The organism is Streptomyces sp. NPDC046349 (assembly GCF_055587885.1).
In genome coordinates this window covers 117,127-132,635 of record NZ_JBVJFK010000002.1, presented here as the reverse complement: position 1 = coordinate 132,635, position 15,509 = coordinate 117,127, and the positions used below count along the sequence as shown (strand labels likewise).

Below are 15,509 nucleotides of genomic sequence, written 5' to 3'. Positions count from 1 at the left end.
CCAGTCAAAGGTTGTCCGACGGTTTGCCCAGGCTCACGCCTGTCGGCTGCCGCGGGTAGGGGACGCTCCTCTTTCCGGCCGCGCGATCCCGGATCGGTGCCTCGTCCAACAACTGCTCGAAGATCGGGATCAGGGCGTCGATCGAGGCGCGGCTCACCTCACCGTCCTGGGGGCCTTCGGGCAGTCGATCCCAAGGTGCCGCCGCGGCATCCTCCGCGTCGTCGATCCAGTCCTGGAGGGCGTCGGTGTCGGCCGGTCGATCCGGCGCCAACACGTCGTAGACCAGGGTGCTACCGGCCGCGTTGACCGCCGCGGAGAGCGCGTTGGCCAGGTCTCCCGGGCGGGACGCGCCTGCGGCGAGTCGCCGATCGAGAACCTGCAGGATCGCCTGCGCCGTCGGACGGTGATCGATGACGTCCAGGCGCATCGTTGTCTGCAATACGTCCTGCACCCGGCAGGCCGTCTCGGTCGGCCGATAGTCGGGCCCGTCACGGAACAACTCGGCGGCCCACCAGAGTCGGGAGAAGGCCTGCGTGTAGTGCGGTCCGCAGAAGCGGGCCGCAGTCGCGGCGCCCGGCCCACCGTCCGTGTCCGATCCCCTGTGCCGCCACACGACGTAGTCTGGGGCGACCACCATCGCGATGAAGTTCCACAACCGCCCGTCTGCAGCCTCCGCCCGTGTCATCCGCAAGGTGGCATGCAGCCGAGGAGCGAACCAGCCGTCCGCAGCCGTGCGACGGTCTTCGAAGCGGCGCATCGCCTCGTCCACCAACACGCGCACCGGCTCGGTCCGCCAACGGTGGGCAGCACCCAGGGCTTCGGCAGCCCTCCGCAATGCCACCTGGGGTGGTCGCTCCTGTCCGGTCTGCACGGCTCGACCGATGTGCTTGGCCACCGCGGCATCTGCCAACAGGGCCAGAGTCGAAGGCAGTTCCCTGACGTCCGCGCTGTTCATCATCTACCGCCGACTCCTTCGAGGTTCTGCACGGAACGCACCGCATTGGTCAGGTTCCTCGTCGTGCGGCTTCTTCGCCCTGCTGCGAACTGGACCCCCGTCTGGATCTCGGCCCAGCCGTAGCCCTTGGTCCGTCGTTCGACGATCTCGTATAGCGCGTCAGTCGGTTGGCGGCCCGGCAGCACGTCCGGGAGCATTGACCGCAGCACCGATTCCCGCCACCCCTTCGGCAGTATCGGAGTGCCGTCCTCGTCCGTGTCGAGATCGCTCACCGCCGTGTGGAACATGGCGGTCCACGCGTCCTGGGCGATCTGGGTGGCCGCGAGATCACGGAGCATCCGCTCCGCCGGGCTGCCACCGGATCCGCGAAGCGCCGCCATCAGCCCCTCGACGGCTCCGGTGTTGAGGTACACGGTCGGAACATCACCCGTGGTCTCGACGATCCAGGCGGATTCCTTGTATGGCCGAAGCCACTCGAGCTCGCCTTCCTTGAAGTTCACCTCGACGATCTCGATCTCGCGCTGCCGGGCAGGCGTCGATGCCTTCAGGTCGACGTACCAGTCCTGCGCTGCGGACCCCACCAGCCGGCCCGCCACGCCCTCAACCGTAGCCACCACGGAGACCCCGAGCGTGGCCCTCCGCAGGTGGGCCGCACTATCCAGCTCGATGGTTCCCTGCATCGTCCCGTCCGCCGACCGCGTCAGAACCGCAGTCGTACGGGCGTTGGTCGCCTTCTCCGAGAGCACGGCGAGAAAGACCACGTCGGACCACGGGCCGGAGCTGATCTCCGCTTCCGGGAAGGTCACCGAAAGGCGCAGCCGCGCCCGCTCCCATGCGCCCCGCCCTGCCTGATGCAAGGCGACCGCACGGTCTGCGGCAGAGATCATCGCGTAAGGCAGTTCCCGGTTGTCCACCGAGACGGACACCACTCTCAGCTCCACGTCCCCGAAGACCGTCGGATAGGGGAATACCGCCTTCACACCGAACCTCCGCGAGCCTTCTGAACCTCCACGACGAGTCGCGCGTACCCACTGCGAACGGGGTGCGTGGCCGGGTTCGTGACACCGCGGAAAACCGCCCTGCGCACTCCGGGCTCCACGACGAGGTCACCGTTCTCCACTCGGCAGTCTGCGTCGGCTTCCAACGCCGCCCATCCGACCACCGGGCGACCTCCCGAACGTACGTCGAACTTCGCTACGGGCGTCAACCGCCACGGGTCCTCGGCCGCGGGAAGCCTGACCTCCACGGTCATACTCCAAGCGCCCGCTTCCACTACACGCGCCACCACGTCGCGGACTGTGGGAAACGCCTGGGTACGCCGTACCGAGCCGTTGGGTGCGTCCCAGGTCAAGAGCTCGCGCAGGGCAGCGGGGCCGCCCGCGCGCTTCGTCTCGCGCCTGCCCACCAAGGCACGCACCGCCTTGTCGACATCGCTGCGGAACTCCTTTAGACGGCTGACGGCACCCCGCTCGTAGAGCGAGGTAAGCTCCTCCGTCCGGTCCCAACGGTCGTGCTCGGGTGGCTCCGAGGCGCGCAGGAACTCCTCAGCCAAAGCAACGTCCTCCCCGTCCCGGTCCGTCGCATAGCCGGCCAGCAGCACGGCCTGGAACGGCATCGTTCCCAAGGGCAGCTCGCGGGGGCGATGCTCAGTGATGGTCATGCGGTTTCCTCGCATGCACACCACCCGGCTGTGACGCGCGTCGGCGTCCGCGGCAGGAGTGACCAGGAGGACCGCCAAGTGTTCGCGCCCCTTGTCGCGGGTCCTGCCGCGCCCCTTGAGGGGCGTCACGATCAACGGCACTTCGGCACGCGCCACCTGCTCCTCCGAGGTGAGGTTGTCCACCGTGTGACCGTCGAGGTGGGCTTGGAGTGCGCGGCTCAAGGCGGGATGACGGGCGTGCGGATCGACACGTTCATCGGGAACGACGACCTGGCCGTTGCGAAGAGTGGAAACCCGCGCCTCCAACAGCGGGCCGGCAGCGGCTCCTCCGATCATCGCCGCCCAGAAGCCGTCGGCAAGTGATCGCACGAGCTTGTCGTGGAGGTCACGCAACTCCTCGGCGTCCCCGGACGCGTCATGGGCACCGACCACCAAGAAGGACGTGCCCGGCTCTCCCGTGTGCCGCTCGAGGTAAAGGCTCCGCACCGTCTCCTCGTCCGCCCACCAAGAGCGCGACACGTCTTTGTGCGCGGGGTCCGTGTCCGGCTCGCCGAACCAGGCCGGTCCCGCAAAGGCCTCGCCGTCGACCTGCCGCCACGGCAGGTCGAGCCGTCCGATGACGCGTCGCTCGGTCCTGCCTTCGTGCGGCTCGGAGAGCGTGGAGTTGATGAGGACGAGGCCGAAGCGACTGGCGGCCCACAGGGTTGCCTTGCCGAGCCCGTACGAGCCGCCCGCACGGCCTCCGGACTGCTTGTGGCTGTCCAGCTGACGCCTCACCACAGCGGCGAATCGACCGTCTTGGTACTCCGGCCCGGTGAGTCCGTTGGCGTTGAAGTCGTCCACCCGCAGGAGGAACAGTGATTTCTTCGAATCGAGTTCGTCCAACGCCGCCCGCAGGCTCCTCGACACCTTCTGCTCTGCCGCAGCCGCGCGATCGTAGTGGGGGCGCAATTCGTCCCACTGGAGTGCAGCCAGGAACGACGAGAGATGTTCGCCAGTCAGCTCGTGCAGGGTGTAGTGAACCCGAACCGGAGCGCCCGCCTCGTATCTTTCGTCAAGCGCGTTCTGGGTGGCCTCGCGGGCCAGTACGGACATGTCCGCGTCGAAGGCGAAGGCCGCGGCATTGCCGTACTCACGGCCGCCGTCCGCATGAGCCGTCCGGTGATGCCACCGCAATGGGCGGTGGGCCGCCACGTCGGTGGTCCGACTGTCGACCAGGGCGGGATTGGCGCCGAACACCTCCGCGAGCGCCCGTTTGGTCTCCTCCCGAGGCTCCGCCCGCCCATTCACCCAAGCGGAAACGGCCGCACGGGTCAGCCCGAGTCGGCCAGCCAGGTCGGACTGGGACATGTCCATGCGGTTCAACTGCCGTGCGAGCCACGGACCGAATTCCTCACCAGGGTGCTCCATGCATCGCCCTCCGCTGTCCCGCTCGCCTCGGCCTACGTCTTGATCACCCTAACAGGAGTCATTTGACACAGAGTCCGTTGTCAAATATTCGAGATGGGTGCCTGCCTCCGAGCCTTGGAACGCGAAGCAGCCCGGCGGCCGGCGACCACGGCGAGCACACGCACAGCCGCCTCGTCCGCCTGTTCGTGCTCCCAGACACGCACGGCGAGCCATCCCGCCTCGGCCAACCGGGCATCGGTGTCGCAGTCTCTGCGCTGATTACCCTCGATCTTCGCGCGCCAGAACTCGGCGTTGTTCTTCGGCCACGTGGCATGCAAGGGGCAGCCGTGCCAGAAACAACCATCGACGAACACCGCCACCCGGGCGGGCCCGAACACGATGTCGGCTTCACGCCGCACGCTCTTCACCGGCCTTCGATGCACCCGGTACCGAGCCCCCTGAGCGTGCAGCGCCTTGCGCAACGCCATTTCCACGCCAGTGTCGCGGCTCTTCTGGCGACTCATTCGAGCACGCACGGTAGTCGTCGTAACCAATTTCTCCACCCCACCATTGTGAACCGGCCGAGGCGGCCCCACTCCGGGGGCATCACAAACCGCCGGCGCCTGTGGACGCCGGCGGTCGAAGAACTCGCGAGGCGAGAAAAGCAGGTGGGCCGACGGTCTAGCGGTCCGCGGCGGCGTACGTGGTGGCGGCCATCGCGGCGGCCGCCGTGAAGACCGCCGGCCAGGCGCCGATCTTCTTCGCCAACGGGTGCGAGCCCGCGAACGCGGCGACGTAGGCCGCGCCCAGCAGCGCCGTCGTCGTCGGCGACGTGCGGCGGTGCCACTCGCGGGCCGCGAGGGTTCCGGCCGCCGCGAGGACCACGCCGCCGAGCGGGCGCTTCCCGCTCCAGCGGGCGGCGGCGTATCCGCCGACGAGGCCGCCTGCGGCTACGACCGATGTGGGGAACTGCGCCATCGCGGGGGCCTCCAGCCGTTCGAACGTCACCGAACGAGGCTAACGCGTCCGGCGGGCGAACCGGCGCGCGGCCGCCACGGCCAGCACGACGGCGGCTCCGCCCAGGACGTTGTCGGGCAGGGCGTCCTGGAGGGCCTGCGGCAACACGGCCATGACCCCCAGGACCACGAAGAACGCCACCGCGCAGGCGGCGAGGCCCATCAGGGCTCTGCTCAGGATGTTGTTGCGCACACCGGGCTCAACGCCGGGCCGGGCGGGCCGATACGGGTGGCTCGCGACACCGTACGGAAGTCGGATTTGTCGCACACCCTCCGGATCTGTCGACCTCCCCTCCAGGGGTCGCCCCGGGCGTAGATTCGGCCTTCGACAGGGGCGATACGACCCAAGCCACCCAAGACGGCCCAAGGAGCTGCAAACGTGATCTGTTATGGACCGGCCGTCCTCGACCTGACGGAGGAACTGGCCGACGCCTACGGCGAGGTCTTCTCCGCCCCACCGTGGAACGAAGGTGAAGAAACCATTCGCCAGTTCGCCGTCCGGCTGCAGGCGGACAGCCGCCGCACCGGCTTCCGCACCGCCTTCGCGCAGTCGCACCTCGGCGTCGACGGATTCGCCACCGCCTGGCTGACCCCCCGCACCTTCCCCACGGGCCGGGCCTACGGGCAGGTCGCCGCGCAGCTCGGCCGGCAGCGCGTAAGGGAACTCCTCGTCGGCGCCCTGGAGATCGACGAACTCGCCGTACGCCCGCACGCGCGCGGGCACGGCACCGGGCGCGCCCTGCTGGCCGAGATCACCGCCGACGCTCCGGACGACCGAGCCTGGCTGCTGACCGCCCGGATGGCCACCGACACCGTGGCCACCTACCACCGGCTCGGCTGGCACGAGGTCGAGCCGCTGCCCGGCACGCAGAACGCAGTCGTCGTCTTCCTCGCCCCGAACCACCCTTCGGCCTGAGCGTCGGCCGTCCGCCACCGGGCATACCGGGGGCATGATCACTCGTATCGCGCAACGCCAGCTGAACATGGCCACCCACCACCAGCTCCGGCAGGCCGGCGTCCCGGCCGCCACCATCAGCGGCCGAAGCCGCCGGGGAGGACCCTGGCAGCGGCTCCTGCCACGGGTGTACCTCCTGCAGACCGGCCCACCCGACACCCGGCAGCAGGCCCTCTCCGCCGTCCTGTACGCCGCCCCGCCCGCCGCGGACCCGCTCTCCGGGACGTCCGCCGCGCTCACCGGCGGCGCCGCCCTCGCCCTCCTCGGCATCCGCGACGCGCCGCCCGAACCCCTCGACGTCATCGTCCGCGCCCCGCGGTCCGTGGCGGCCACCGGCGACGTGCGCCCCTCCACGACCGCCCGCCGGCCCGCGACCATCACCATCGCCGGGATCCCCAGCACCCGCCCGGTCCGGGCGGCCACCGACTTCGCGGCCCGCACCGACGACCCGGACCTCGTACGCTCCGTCCTCGCGAACGTCGTCCAGGGCGGCTGGTGCCACCCGGACGACCTGCACGCCGAGCTGCGCGCGGGCCGCGTCCGGCACCGCCCGGCCGTCCGGACGGCGGCCGCCGAACTGGTCGCCGGGGTCAGGTCGATCGCCGAGGGCCGCGCCCGTGACGCCCTGTCCACCACGGACCTGCCCGCGCCGCTCTGGAACGCCCGGCTCCACGGACCCGACGGGTCCTTCCTCGCCAGCCCGGACGCGTACTGGCCCGACGAGGGCGTGGCTCTGGAGATCGACTCCGCGGAATACCACTACACGCGCGACTCCTGGCAGGCCACCCTGCGCCGGAGACTGCGCATGGAGGCCCGGGGCGTCCTGGTGGCCAGCACGACGCCCGCCATCGTGCGGGAGCACCCGGCGGACCTGATCGCCGCCCTGCGCTCACTGCTCGCCCTGGGCGCCGCCCGCCCCGCCCCGCCGCAGGTCACGGCCCGCGGACACGCCCAGCTGGAGCTGCCGCTCCAGTCGGGCCCCTACGCGCCGAAGGCGCGGGAGACCGTGTAGATCAGCAGGCCCGCAAGGGCGCCGACCACCGTGCCGTTGATCCGGATGAACTGCAGGTCGCGGCCGATGTGGGCCTCGATCTTGCGGGAGGTGTGCTCGGCGTCCCAGGCCGCGACCGTGTCGGTGATCAGCGAGGTGATCTCCTTCCGGTAGGTGGTGACCACGTAGACGACCGCCCCCTCGATCCAGCCCTCCAGCTTCGCCTGGAGACGGGCGTCGGAGGCCAGGCGGGCGCCCAGGGAGATCAGCGAGGCGCGGACCCGCAGGCGCAGCTCGCTCTGCTCGTCCTCCGCCGTCGAGATGATCATCGAGCGGATCGCCGCCCACGCGGAGGCGATGACGTCCTGGACCTCGTCACGCGCGAGGATCTCGGACTTGAGGCGCTCCACCTTCGCGCGCGTCTCCGTGTCCGACTGGAGGTCGCCCGCGAAGTCCCGCAGGAAGCGGTCCACCGCCGCGCGTGCCGGATGCTCGGGCATGTCCCGCATCTCCGTGACGAAGCGGAGCAGCTCCTTGTAGACGCGCTCCCCGACCTTGCGGTCCACGAACCGCGGGGTCCAGCCGGGGGCGCCGCCCTGGACGGCGTCCGTGATCGAGTCCCCGTGGGTGATCAGCCAGTCGTGCGCCTTGGCGCAGATGAGGTCGACGGCGCGGCGGTGGCCGCCGTCGGCGACGACCTTCTGCAGGGTCTTGCCGAGGCCCGGAGCGATCTCCGCGCTCTCGGCGCGCCGGGTGATGGCCTCGCCGACCACGGCTTGGACGTCGGAGTCGCGCAGGACCGTCAGCGCGCCGCGCAGGGCCGTGGCCAGTTCGGCCGTGACGCGGTCGGCGTGCGCGGGATCCGCCAGCCAGGCGCCGAGGCGGCCGCCGATGCCGAGGGAGTGGAGGCGGGCCCGGACCACGTCGGAGGAGAGGAAGTTCTCGCCGACGAACTCGCCCAGGGTGACGCCGAGCTGGTCCTTCTTCGTCGGGATGATCGCGGTGTGCGGGATGGGCAGGCCGAGCGGGCGCTTGAAGAGGGCGGTGACGGCGAACCAGTCCGCGAGCGCGCCGACCATGCCGGCCTCCGCGGCGGCGGCCACGTAGCCGGCCCAGCCGCCGGCACCCCAGGCGTGCTGGGCGTACTTGGCCAGTACGTACACCAACGCGACCAGGAGCAGCAGGCCGGTCGCGATGGCCTTCATCCGGCGGACGCCGCGGCGGCGCTCCTCGTCGGCGGCGTTGAACACGAACGCTCCGCGGGTGGGCGGCGACGGCGGTGGTGCCGCCGGCGTGGCGATGCCGCCGGCTCTGCCGTTGGCTGTGCCGTTGGCTGGGCCGCCGGCTCTGCTGTGGTTGTCCACGTGCTCCTGCCTTCCCCCGGGGCGCCGGGTTTGTCTGCATAGCATCCGACTCCTGGGAGGGCGGTGGAGTTCCCGCCACGCCCTTCCGCTCCCGCGGGGGTAGCCGGTCGGGTGGGCCCCGGCCCTTGCGATGCCGCTCCGCGGCGGAGTGCCCCCGAGACCCACCGGCCCCGGTACCCCCCGCCTTCCCGCTCGCGCGGGGCGTATCTCCTCTGCCCGGCGCGGGCTCGTCCCGGTCCGGGGGGAGGCTGCCGCGCGCTCGTCCTGCGGAGACGCCGCCCCGTTGCGCGAGCCGGGCCGTCCCCCCTCGCGGGGAGCGGAGCGGGGCGGAAGCCGGGTCCTTCGCAGGAAGCGGGGCGGGGCGGGGTCCGGGCTCGCGTTCGGGTCGGTCGCGGGGCCGCGCAGGGGTGTCTCCTCGGCTCGGCGCGTGCGAGCCGTCACGGCTGTGAGCCGTGGTCGCGCGCTCGTCCTGCGGGGACACCCCTCCCCGTCCCCGCGCCACAGGCGCGAGCCCGGTTCCACAGGGCCACCCCGGCCGAACCGGGACGACCCGCCGGGCGGGATCCGGGCGGCGGGTCGCAGGGGGCGCACAGGGCACCCCTCCGCGCCTCCGCTCCGTGCCGCGCGAGCCCGGTTCCGGATGTGTCCCGGCCGGCCCGTGGCCCGGCCGCATGAGGCACTCCCGTCCGCGGGGGCAGGGTTGTCGAATCTGGGCGACTGGTGGGGACACGGCGGGGTGTCCCCGCAGGACGAGCGCGCGCCCCTGGCCGCCTCGCCGGGACCGGGCCGCACGCGCCGAGCCGAGGAGACACTCCGGCGGGGCACCGCCCCACCCGTGCCGCCCCGACCGCGCCGGACCTGCCGAACCGCAACCGCCCCGCGGCCGCCGCCCCCGCCGCGCCGAATCCCCGGCGACCAGCCACAGCGGCGGGAGCCGAACCGCCGACACCGAAGGCCGCCCCCGGGCCGGAACCCCGGCCCCGCCGAAGCCTCCGGCAAACCGCCACCCCCGCGGGAGCGCAGAGTGGTCAGAGCTCCTTGCGGAGCGACGGGCCGCCCATGGGGCGTTTCGGGTTCTTGATCTTGACTTCCACGCCGCCCCAGAAGGCGAAACCGGTCACCACCACCCGCGGAGCGCCAGGCTGCGTCGGGCCCGGGCTGTCGCGCTGGTCGAAGGCGCCCATGAAGCCGAAGCCCCGTACGTCCACGTCCACCCCCGGCGGCACCGTGATCTCGATGCCGCCCATGATCGCGACACAGTTGATCACCACTTCGCGCTGCGCGAAGTCCGCCTCGCGCAGGTCCAGCTCGCCGCCGCCCCAGAACGCCACCGCGTCGAAGCGGGCCGGGACCGTCCACCGGCCCTTGCGCTGGAAGCCCGACATCACCGCGACGGCCATCGCCGACGAGCCGGTCCCGCCGATCCGGCCCGGCCAGGCGGCGCCCGCCGGCGGCGACGCCGGCGTCGCGGCCGGGCCGGGGGCCGCCGGCAGGTCGGCCGTCAGCGGTTCCAGTTCGGCGTACGTACGGGACTTGTACGCCGCCTCCAGCCGCTCCTCGAATTCCTCCATGTCGAGCCGGCCCTCGGCGACGGCGTCCCGAAGACGCTCCACCACCCGGTCCCGGTCGGCATCCGACGCCCTCAACTCCGGCAACGGCTTCTCCGGCCGCTCGTCACTCATGCGTCCAGACTATGCACCGGTCTGCGGGAGTTGTATGGTCCCGGCCCCTGAGACCGCCCCCGACCGAACCCTGAGAGTGCCCCCGAGAACCGGCCCCCGCCCGTCAGCCCCGCCCCGCGTACATCCTCGCGATCACGTCCTCGATGTCCGGCTCCCGCACCGAAAGGTCCACCAGCGGGTACTCCGCAGCCACCGCCGACACCAGCGGCGCCGCCGACGCACCAGCCGGGAACGCCAGCCACTGCCTGGGGCCCTCCACCTTCACCACCCGCGCCCCCGGCACGCTGATCGGCGCCAGCTCCCGCTCCAGGTCCACCACCAGCGTCCGCTCGCTCTCCCCCACCGACCCCGCCGCGTGCAGCCCGCCCAGCGCCCCGTCGTACATCAGCCGCCCGTGGTCGATCACCATCACGCGCTCGCAGAGCTGCTCGATGTCCTGCAGGTCGTGCGTGGTCAGCAGCACCGTCGTGCCGCGCTCCTCGTTCAACTGCCGCAGGAAGCCGCGCACCTTCGCCTTGCTCACCACGTCGAGCCCGATCGTCGGCTCGTCCAGGTACAGCACGTCCGGATCGTGCAGCAGCGCCGCCGCGATGTCCCCGCGCATCCGCTGCCCGAGCGACAGCTGGCGTACGGGCACGTCGAGCAGCTCGCCCAGGTCCAGGCGGTCCACGCACCGCTCCAGGTTCTCCTCGAACCGCGCCCTCGGCACCCGGTACATCCGCCGCATCAGCCCGTAGGAGTCCTTCAGCGGCAGGTCCCACCACAGCGTGGTGCGCTGCCCGAAGACCACCCCGATCCGCTGCGCGAGACGCACCCGCTCCCGGGCCGGGTCGATGCCCGCGACGCGCAGCCTGCCGCCGCTCGGGGTGAGGATCCCGGTCAGCATCTTGATGGTGGTGGACTTCCCGGCCCCGTTGGGCCCGATGTAGCCGACCACCTCGCCCCGCGCGACCGCGAAGCTGATCCCGTCCACCGCCCTGACCTGGCGTTTCTCCCGTCGCATCAGGCCCACCCGGCGTCGTACGTCGAAGGCCTTCTCGACTCCGTCCAGCGAGATCAGCGCATCATCCACCACGGCTCAGCTCCCCGTGCTCCGGTACGAACGGACTCCCGCGCGCCAGGCCAGCGACGCGGGCACGAACACCGCGAGAGCCACCAGCGGGCTCAGGAACGCGGCCCACCCCGGCAGCCCCAGCGGATCGGGCCGCCCCAGCACGTACAGCGCGGGCAGCCAGTTGACGAAGGCCAACGGCACGATGAAGGTCACCGCGCGCAACAGCTCCGTCGCGAAGATCGTCGGCGGGTACTGCAGCATCGTGCAGCCGCCGTAGGTGAAGGAGTTCTGCACCTCCGCCGCGTCCCCGGCGATGAACTGGAAGGCCGCCCCGGCCACCATCACCGCCGCGAAGATCGCCGCACCGGCCAGCACCATCACGGGTACCAGGAGGGCCTTCCCGGCCGTCCAGTCCACGTCCAGGGACCAGAGCGCCCAGCCGAGCAGCCCCAGCCCCTGCGCGATGCGGCCCAGTCGGCGCAGCGCGAAACGATCGGCCGCGACCTGCGCGAGCAGCGGGACCGGCCGCACCAGCATGGTGTCGAGCGAACCGTCGCGGATCCGGGCACCGATCCTGTCGGTGTTCCCCAGCAGCAGGTCCGCCAGCCCCAGGGACGCCGAGCAGGACCCGTACAGCAGGGCGACCTCGGGCAGGGTGAAGCCGCCGAGGGCGTCCACGTGCGAGAACATGATGGAGATCGCGACGAAGTCCAGCAGCGTGATCGATGCGTTGCCGAGCGTCGCCAGGGCGAAGGACGTCCGGTACGTCATCGTCGACCGGATCCACATGGCGACGATCAGGCCGTAGCCGCGCAGCCCCTCCCGGACCCGGCCACGCGCCCGGGGCAGTTCCAGATCCGCGAACTCCCGCTCCGGGGCCCCCTCGGCCGCCTCGGCCGCCTCGGCCACGTCAGCCACCCTGGACCACCACCCTCCGCGTCGCCGCCGACTGCAACAGCCGCCCGATGCCCAGCAGTACGAGAGCCCAGCCGGCCTGGAAGCCCAGCGCGCCGACCGCGGCCCCGGCCCCCGAATGCTCGCCCAGCAGCACGTCCAGCGGCACCTGGAGCATCGCCGCCCACGGCAGTACGCGCACGAACTCGCCGAAGGCCCCCGGAAAGGCGGTCAGCGGCAGCAGCATCCCCGAGAAGAAGATCGAGACGACGGTCGCCATCAGGTTGATCCCGGCCCCGTCCAGCAGCCAGAAGGCCAGCAGCCCCAGCAGGTAGCGCAGGGCGAAGCTCACCACCAGCCCGAGCCCGACGGAGGCCAGGAACAGCAGCCAGCGCCACGGGTCCGAGGGCAGCGCCAGCCGGAACGCCAGCGCCCCCGCCGCGAGCGGGACCAGCCCGCGCCCCAGCAGTTGGAAGGCGGCGCGGCCCAGGTCGGCCGCGAGCCACCACATCTGGAGGTCCGCGGGCCGGTAGAGGTCGACGGCGATGTCGCCCGTGCGGACCCGCTCCTGGAGCTCCTCCTGGAACCCGCCGCCGATCAACGCCCCTGCGGCCAGCAGCGACTGGCTCACCCAGACGAAGGTGAGGGCCTGGGACAGGTCGTAGCCGCCCAACCCGGGGCGCTGGTCCCACAGGGCGATGTACGTGAACGCGACGATGAACCCGAAGACGGTGTTGGTGAACACGCCCGCCGCGGTCGCCGTCCCGTAGGTGGCGTAGCGCCGGAATCCGCCGGCCGCGACCGCCGCGTACAGGCCCGCTCTCCGGCCCACGCTCTGGCGCACTCTGTGGCGCACTCTCTGGCGCACCGTATCCCCTCCGTTTTCCGCGTCGTTCCTACGTCGGCCGGGTCGGCCAGGTCGGCCAAAGCGCGCGAGCTTAGTGCGGAGGGGCGAGCCACGCGACCGATTTACCCCCGTCCCGGGCGGTGGTCACCGGCCATCGGGTAGACACCATGAGGTACAGAAGTGGATATTTCGAACAGTGTCGAGGAGTCCTGGAGATGAGCGACCAGTCACCACCCGCGGGCTGGACCCCTCGAGACCCGGACACCCCGCCCGGCGCCCCGCACCCCCGAGCCGAACGGCCGCCCGGGCGGCGGACGCAGCCAGGGCCACAGCCTCCCGGAGCGGGCGGCGGGCCCGTCGGCGGCGGACCGGGCGCGAAGTCCCGCCGCGGGCGGACCGGATGGCGCCGCCTCCTCCCCACCTGGCGCGTGGTCCTCGGCGCCGTACTGCTCCTCGCCCTCCTGATCGGCGGCGGCCTCGTGGCCGGCTACCTGCTGGTCGACATCCCGCCGGCCAACGCGGCCGCGACCGCGCAGTCCAATGTCTACCTGTACTCCGACGGCTCCCAGCTCGCCCGCGACGGTGAGGTCAACCGCGTCAACGTGCCCCTCTCGCAGATCCCGCTGACCGTCCAGGAGGCCGTACTGGCCGCGGAGGACCGGGACTTCTACTCCGAACGGGCGGTGGACCCCAAGGCGATGGTCCGCGCCGCGTGGAACACGGCCACCGGCAAGGGCACCCAGTCCGGTTCCACGATCACCCAGCAGTACGTCAAGAACTACTACCTGGGTCAGGAACAGACGATCAAACGCAAGGCCAAGGAGTTCTTCATCGCGATCAAACTCGGTCGTGAGAAGTCCAAGGCCTACATCCTCGAGGGCTACCTGAACACCAGCTACTTCGGCCGCAACGCCTACGGCATCCAGGCCGCTTCCCAGGCCTACTACGGCAAGGACGTCGGCAGCCTCACCACCGCCGAGGGCGCATACCTCGCCACCCTGCTCAACTCCCCCAGCGCCTTCGACGTCGTCTCCCACCCGCAGAGCCGCGCCCGTGCCCTCGCCCGCTGGAACTACGTCCTCGACGGCATGGTCAAGAAGGACTGGCTGCCCGCCGCCCGGCGCGTCGCCACGCAGTTCCCCGAGCCCGGCAAGGTCCGGGCCGCCGCAGGCCTGTCCGGCCAGCGCGGCTACCTCGTGGAAGCGATCAAGGAATTCATCCTCGACCGCGAGATCCTCGACGACAAGACCCTCGCCGAGGGCGGCTACCGCATCCGGACCACCATCGACCGGCGCCGCCAGGCCGACTTCGCCGAAGCCGTCGACGGCCAGATGCTGAGCAGGCTCGACCCCGAGGCGCGCAGGGCGGACCGGGTGGTCCGGGCCGGCGGGGTCTCCATCGACCCGGCCACCGGCAAGGTCGTCGCCATGTACGGCGGCGTCGACTACACCAGGCAGTACGTGAACAACGCGACCCGCCACGACTACCAGGTCGCCTCCACCTTCAAGCCGTTCGTCTTCGCGGCCGCCGTCGAGAACGACTCCCGCACCCAGGACGGCCGCAGGATCACCCCCCACACGGTCTACAACGGCGACAACAAACGTCCCGTCGTCGGCGGCCGGATCCGTTTCGCCCCGGAGAACGAGGGCCAGGTCTCCTACGGCAACATCACCGTCAACACCGCCACCGACCTCTCCGTGAACGCCGTGTACGCGCAGATGGCCGTCGACGTCGGCACCGCCAAGGTCAAGAAGACCGCCGTCGATCTCGGCATCCCCGAGGACACCCCGAACTTCGTGGTCGGGCCGGCCATGGCGCTCGGCACCCTCCAGGCCAGCGTCCTCGACATGACCCAGGCGTACGCGACCCTCGCCGACCACGGCCGCCGCACCCCCTACACCTTCCTGGAGGAGATCGCGAAGGGCGACGACACGATCCCCCTGCCCGAGCGCACCCCCGTCCAGGCCATCAGTCGCGAAGCCGCCGACACCACCACGTCCATGCTGGTCAGCGTCGTGGACAACGGCACCGGTACGGCGGCCCTCGCCGCCGGACACCCGGCCGCGGGCAAGACCGGTACCGGGGAGCTGGACCGCTCCGCCTGGTTCGCGGCCTACACCCCGACCCTGGTCACCGTGGTCGCGATGATGGGCCAGGACCCGGACACCGGAACCCTGGAGTCGCTGTACGGGGCCCTCGGCGAGCCCCGCATCGGCGGTGGCGGCTACCCCGCCCGGATCTGGGCCTCGTACACGAAGACCGCGCTGGAGGGCACCGACCCCGTCGACTTCGAACTCGAACTGCAGCCGGGCGCCGCACAGCCCCCGGCGCCGCCCTCCTGGCAGTCGGAACCTCCGCCGGAGACCCCCGGCGACGACACCCCCTCTCCTCCCCGGCGGCCCACACCGCCGTCCGGCGGCCAGGACAACGGCGGACAGGGCGACAGTGGCCGCACGCAGGGCGGCCGGGACAACGGAGGCCAGGACGGCGGCGGCCGCAACGGCGGACAGACGCAAGGAGGCCAGGACACCGCGGGTCGCACCCAGGGCGGCCAGGACGACGGCGGCACCAGCCAGGGCGACGAGGGCGGCACCACGCCCGGCGCCCAGGGCGGGACGGGCACGGGCACGGGCGGGGGCGGCTGGGACGGCGGCGGAATGGTCGGCGGCCGCCGCCCGCCGTCCGCCTTCCTGGAATGAGCG

14 protein-coding genes are annotated in these 15,509 nt (G+C 71.7%); 3 read left to right on the top strand and 11 right to left on the bottom strand.

Translation table 11 applies throughout. From position 1 onward, the window contains the following. Positions 1-4: 4 nt before the first annotated feature. The 6 genes from ACZ6JS_RS04290 to ACZ6JS_RS04265 all read right to left on the bottom strand — a co-directional run bounded on the left by ACZ6JS_RS04290 (position 5) and on the right by ACZ6JS_RS04265 (position 5,213). Positions 5-958, bottom strand: coding sequence for a DUF6339 family protein (locus ACZ6JS_RS04290; protein WP_469295679.1), 954 nt, complete (start codon positions 956-958; stop codon positions 5-7). Then, entirely contained in the window at positions 955-1,896 is a 942-nt protein-coding gene (locus ACZ6JS_RS04285; protein WP_469295677.1) for a hypothetical protein, read from the bottom strand. Before ACZ6JS_RS04285 ends, ACZ6JS_RS04290 begins: the two co-directional genes overlap by 4 nt. 35 nt (positions 1,897-1,931) lie before the next feature. Further along, positions 1,932-4,025: a helix-turn-helix domain-containing protein gene (locus ACZ6JS_RS04280; RefSeq protein WP_469295676.1), complete on the bottom strand. Its 2,094-nt coding sequence runs from the start codon at positions 4,023-4,025 to the stop codon at positions 1,932-1,934. Between the two features lie 80 nt (positions 4,026-4,105). After that, a complete protein-coding gene (locus ACZ6JS_RS04275; RefSeq protein WP_469296385.1) occupies positions 4,106-4,540 on the bottom strand; it encodes a very short patch repair endonuclease in 435 nt (144 codons plus the stop codon). 145 nt (positions 4,541-4,685) lie between these two features. Then, positions 4,686-4,982 carry a hypothetical protein gene (locus tag ACZ6JS_RS04270; RefSeq protein ID WP_469296384.1) on the bottom strand — a complete coding sequence of 99 codons (297 nt, stop codon included), beginning with the start codon at positions 4,980-4,982 and terminating at the stop codon, positions 4,686-4,688. A gap of 39 nt (positions 4,983-5,021) precedes the next feature. Continuing rightward, on the bottom strand, positions 5,022-5,213 hold the full coding sequence (locus ACZ6JS_RS04265) for a hypothetical protein (RefSeq protein WP_469295674.1): 192 nt from the start codon (positions 5,211-5,213) through the stop codon (positions 5,022-5,024). Positions 5,214-5,399: 186 nt separating this feature from the next. Here ACZ6JS_RS04265 and ACZ6JS_RS04260 point away from each other — a divergent pair, with 186 nt between their 5' ends. Both ACZ6JS_RS04260 and ACZ6JS_RS04255 read left to right on the top strand, forming a co-directional pair. Continuing rightward, complete coding sequence (locus tag ACZ6JS_RS04260; protein ID WP_469295673.1) at positions 5,400-5,936, top strand: GNAT family N-acetyltransferase; 537 nt, start codon at positions 5,400-5,402, stop codon at positions 5,934-5,936. Between the two features lie 34 nt (positions 5,937-5,970). Continuing rightward, positions 5,971-6,987 (top strand): hypothetical protein, encoded by a 1,017-nt coding sequence (locus ACZ6JS_RS04255; RefSeq protein ID WP_469295671.1) that lies wholly within the window; start codon positions 5,971-5,973, stop codon positions 6,985-6,987. On the opposite strand, the gene ACZ6JS_RS04250 is transcribed toward ACZ6JS_RS04255, so the two are convergent. From ACZ6JS_RS04250 to ACZ6JS_RS04230, 5 genes are all read right to left on the bottom strand, one after another. Continuing rightward, positions 6,957-8,375 (bottom strand): DUF445 domain-containing protein, encoded by a 1,419-nt coding sequence (locus tag ACZ6JS_RS04250; protein ID WP_469295670.1) that lies wholly within the window; start codon positions 8,373-8,375, stop codon positions 6,957-6,959. The two genes, ACZ6JS_RS04255 and ACZ6JS_RS04250, sit on opposite strands and share 31 nt — an antisense overlap. 983 nt (positions 8,376-9,358) lie before the next feature. After that, entirely contained in the window at positions 9,359-10,012 is a 654-nt protein-coding gene (locus ACZ6JS_RS04245; protein ID WP_469295669.1) for a DUF1707 SHOCT-like domain-containing protein, read from the bottom strand. 103 nt (positions 10,013-10,115) lie between these two features. Beyond that, positions 10,116-11,084, bottom strand: coding sequence for an ABC transporter ATP-binding protein (locus ACZ6JS_RS04240; protein ID WP_469296383.1), 969 nt, complete (start codon positions 11,082-11,084; stop codon positions 10,116-10,118). Positions 11,085-11,090: 6 nt separating this feature from the next. Further along, on the bottom strand, positions 11,091-11,975 hold the full coding sequence (locus tag ACZ6JS_RS04235) for an ABC transporter permease (protein ID WP_469296381.1): 885 nt from the start codon (positions 11,973-11,975) through the stop codon (positions 11,091-11,093). Between the two features lies 1 nt (position 11,976). Further along, a complete protein-coding gene (locus ACZ6JS_RS04230; protein ID WP_469295668.1) occupies positions 11,977-12,816 on the bottom strand; it encodes an ABC transporter permease in 840 nt (279 codons plus the stop codon). Between the two features lie 206 nt (positions 12,817-13,022). Between ACZ6JS_RS04230 and ACZ6JS_RS04225 the strand changes: the two genes are divergently transcribed. Continuing rightward, on the top strand, positions 13,023-15,506 hold the full coding sequence (locus ACZ6JS_RS04225; RefSeq protein ID WP_469295665.1) for a transglycosylase domain-containing protein: 2,484 nt from the start codon (positions 13,023-13,025) through the stop codon (positions 15,504-15,506). Positions 15,507-15,509 lie beyond the last annotated feature (3 nt).

Excerpts from the sequence above, each read along its gene's own strand:
- ACZ6JS_RS04290 (WP_469295679.1), bottom strand. The coding sequence starts at position 958 with ATGATGAACAGCGCGGACGTCAGGGAACTGCCTTCGACTCTGGCCCTG.
- ACZ6JS_RS04280 (WP_469295676.1), bottom strand. The coding sequence starts at position 4,025 with ATGGAGCACCCTGGTGAGGAATTCGGTCCGTGGCTCGCACGGCAGTTG.
- ACZ6JS_RS04270 (WP_469296384.1), bottom strand. The coding sequence starts at position 4,982 with ATGGCGCAGTTCCCCACATCGGTCGTAGCCGCAGGCGGCCTCGTCGGC.
- ACZ6JS_RS04255 (WP_469295671.1), top strand. The coding sequence starts at position 5,971 with ATGATCACTCGTATCGCGCAACGCCAGCTGAACATGGCCACCCACCAC.
- ACZ6JS_RS04250 (WP_469295670.1), bottom strand. The coding sequence starts at position 8,375 with ATGCTATGCAGACAAACCCGGCGCCCCGGGGGAAGGCAGGAGCACGTG.
- ACZ6JS_RS04245 (WP_469295669.1), bottom strand. The coding sequence starts at position 10,012 with ATGAGTGACGAGCGGCCGGAGAAGCCGTTGCCGGAGTTGAGGGCGTCG.
- ACZ6JS_RS04225 (WP_469295665.1), top strand. The coding sequence starts at position 13,023 with ATGAGCGACCAGTCACCACCCGCGGGCTGGACCCCTCGAGACCCGGAC.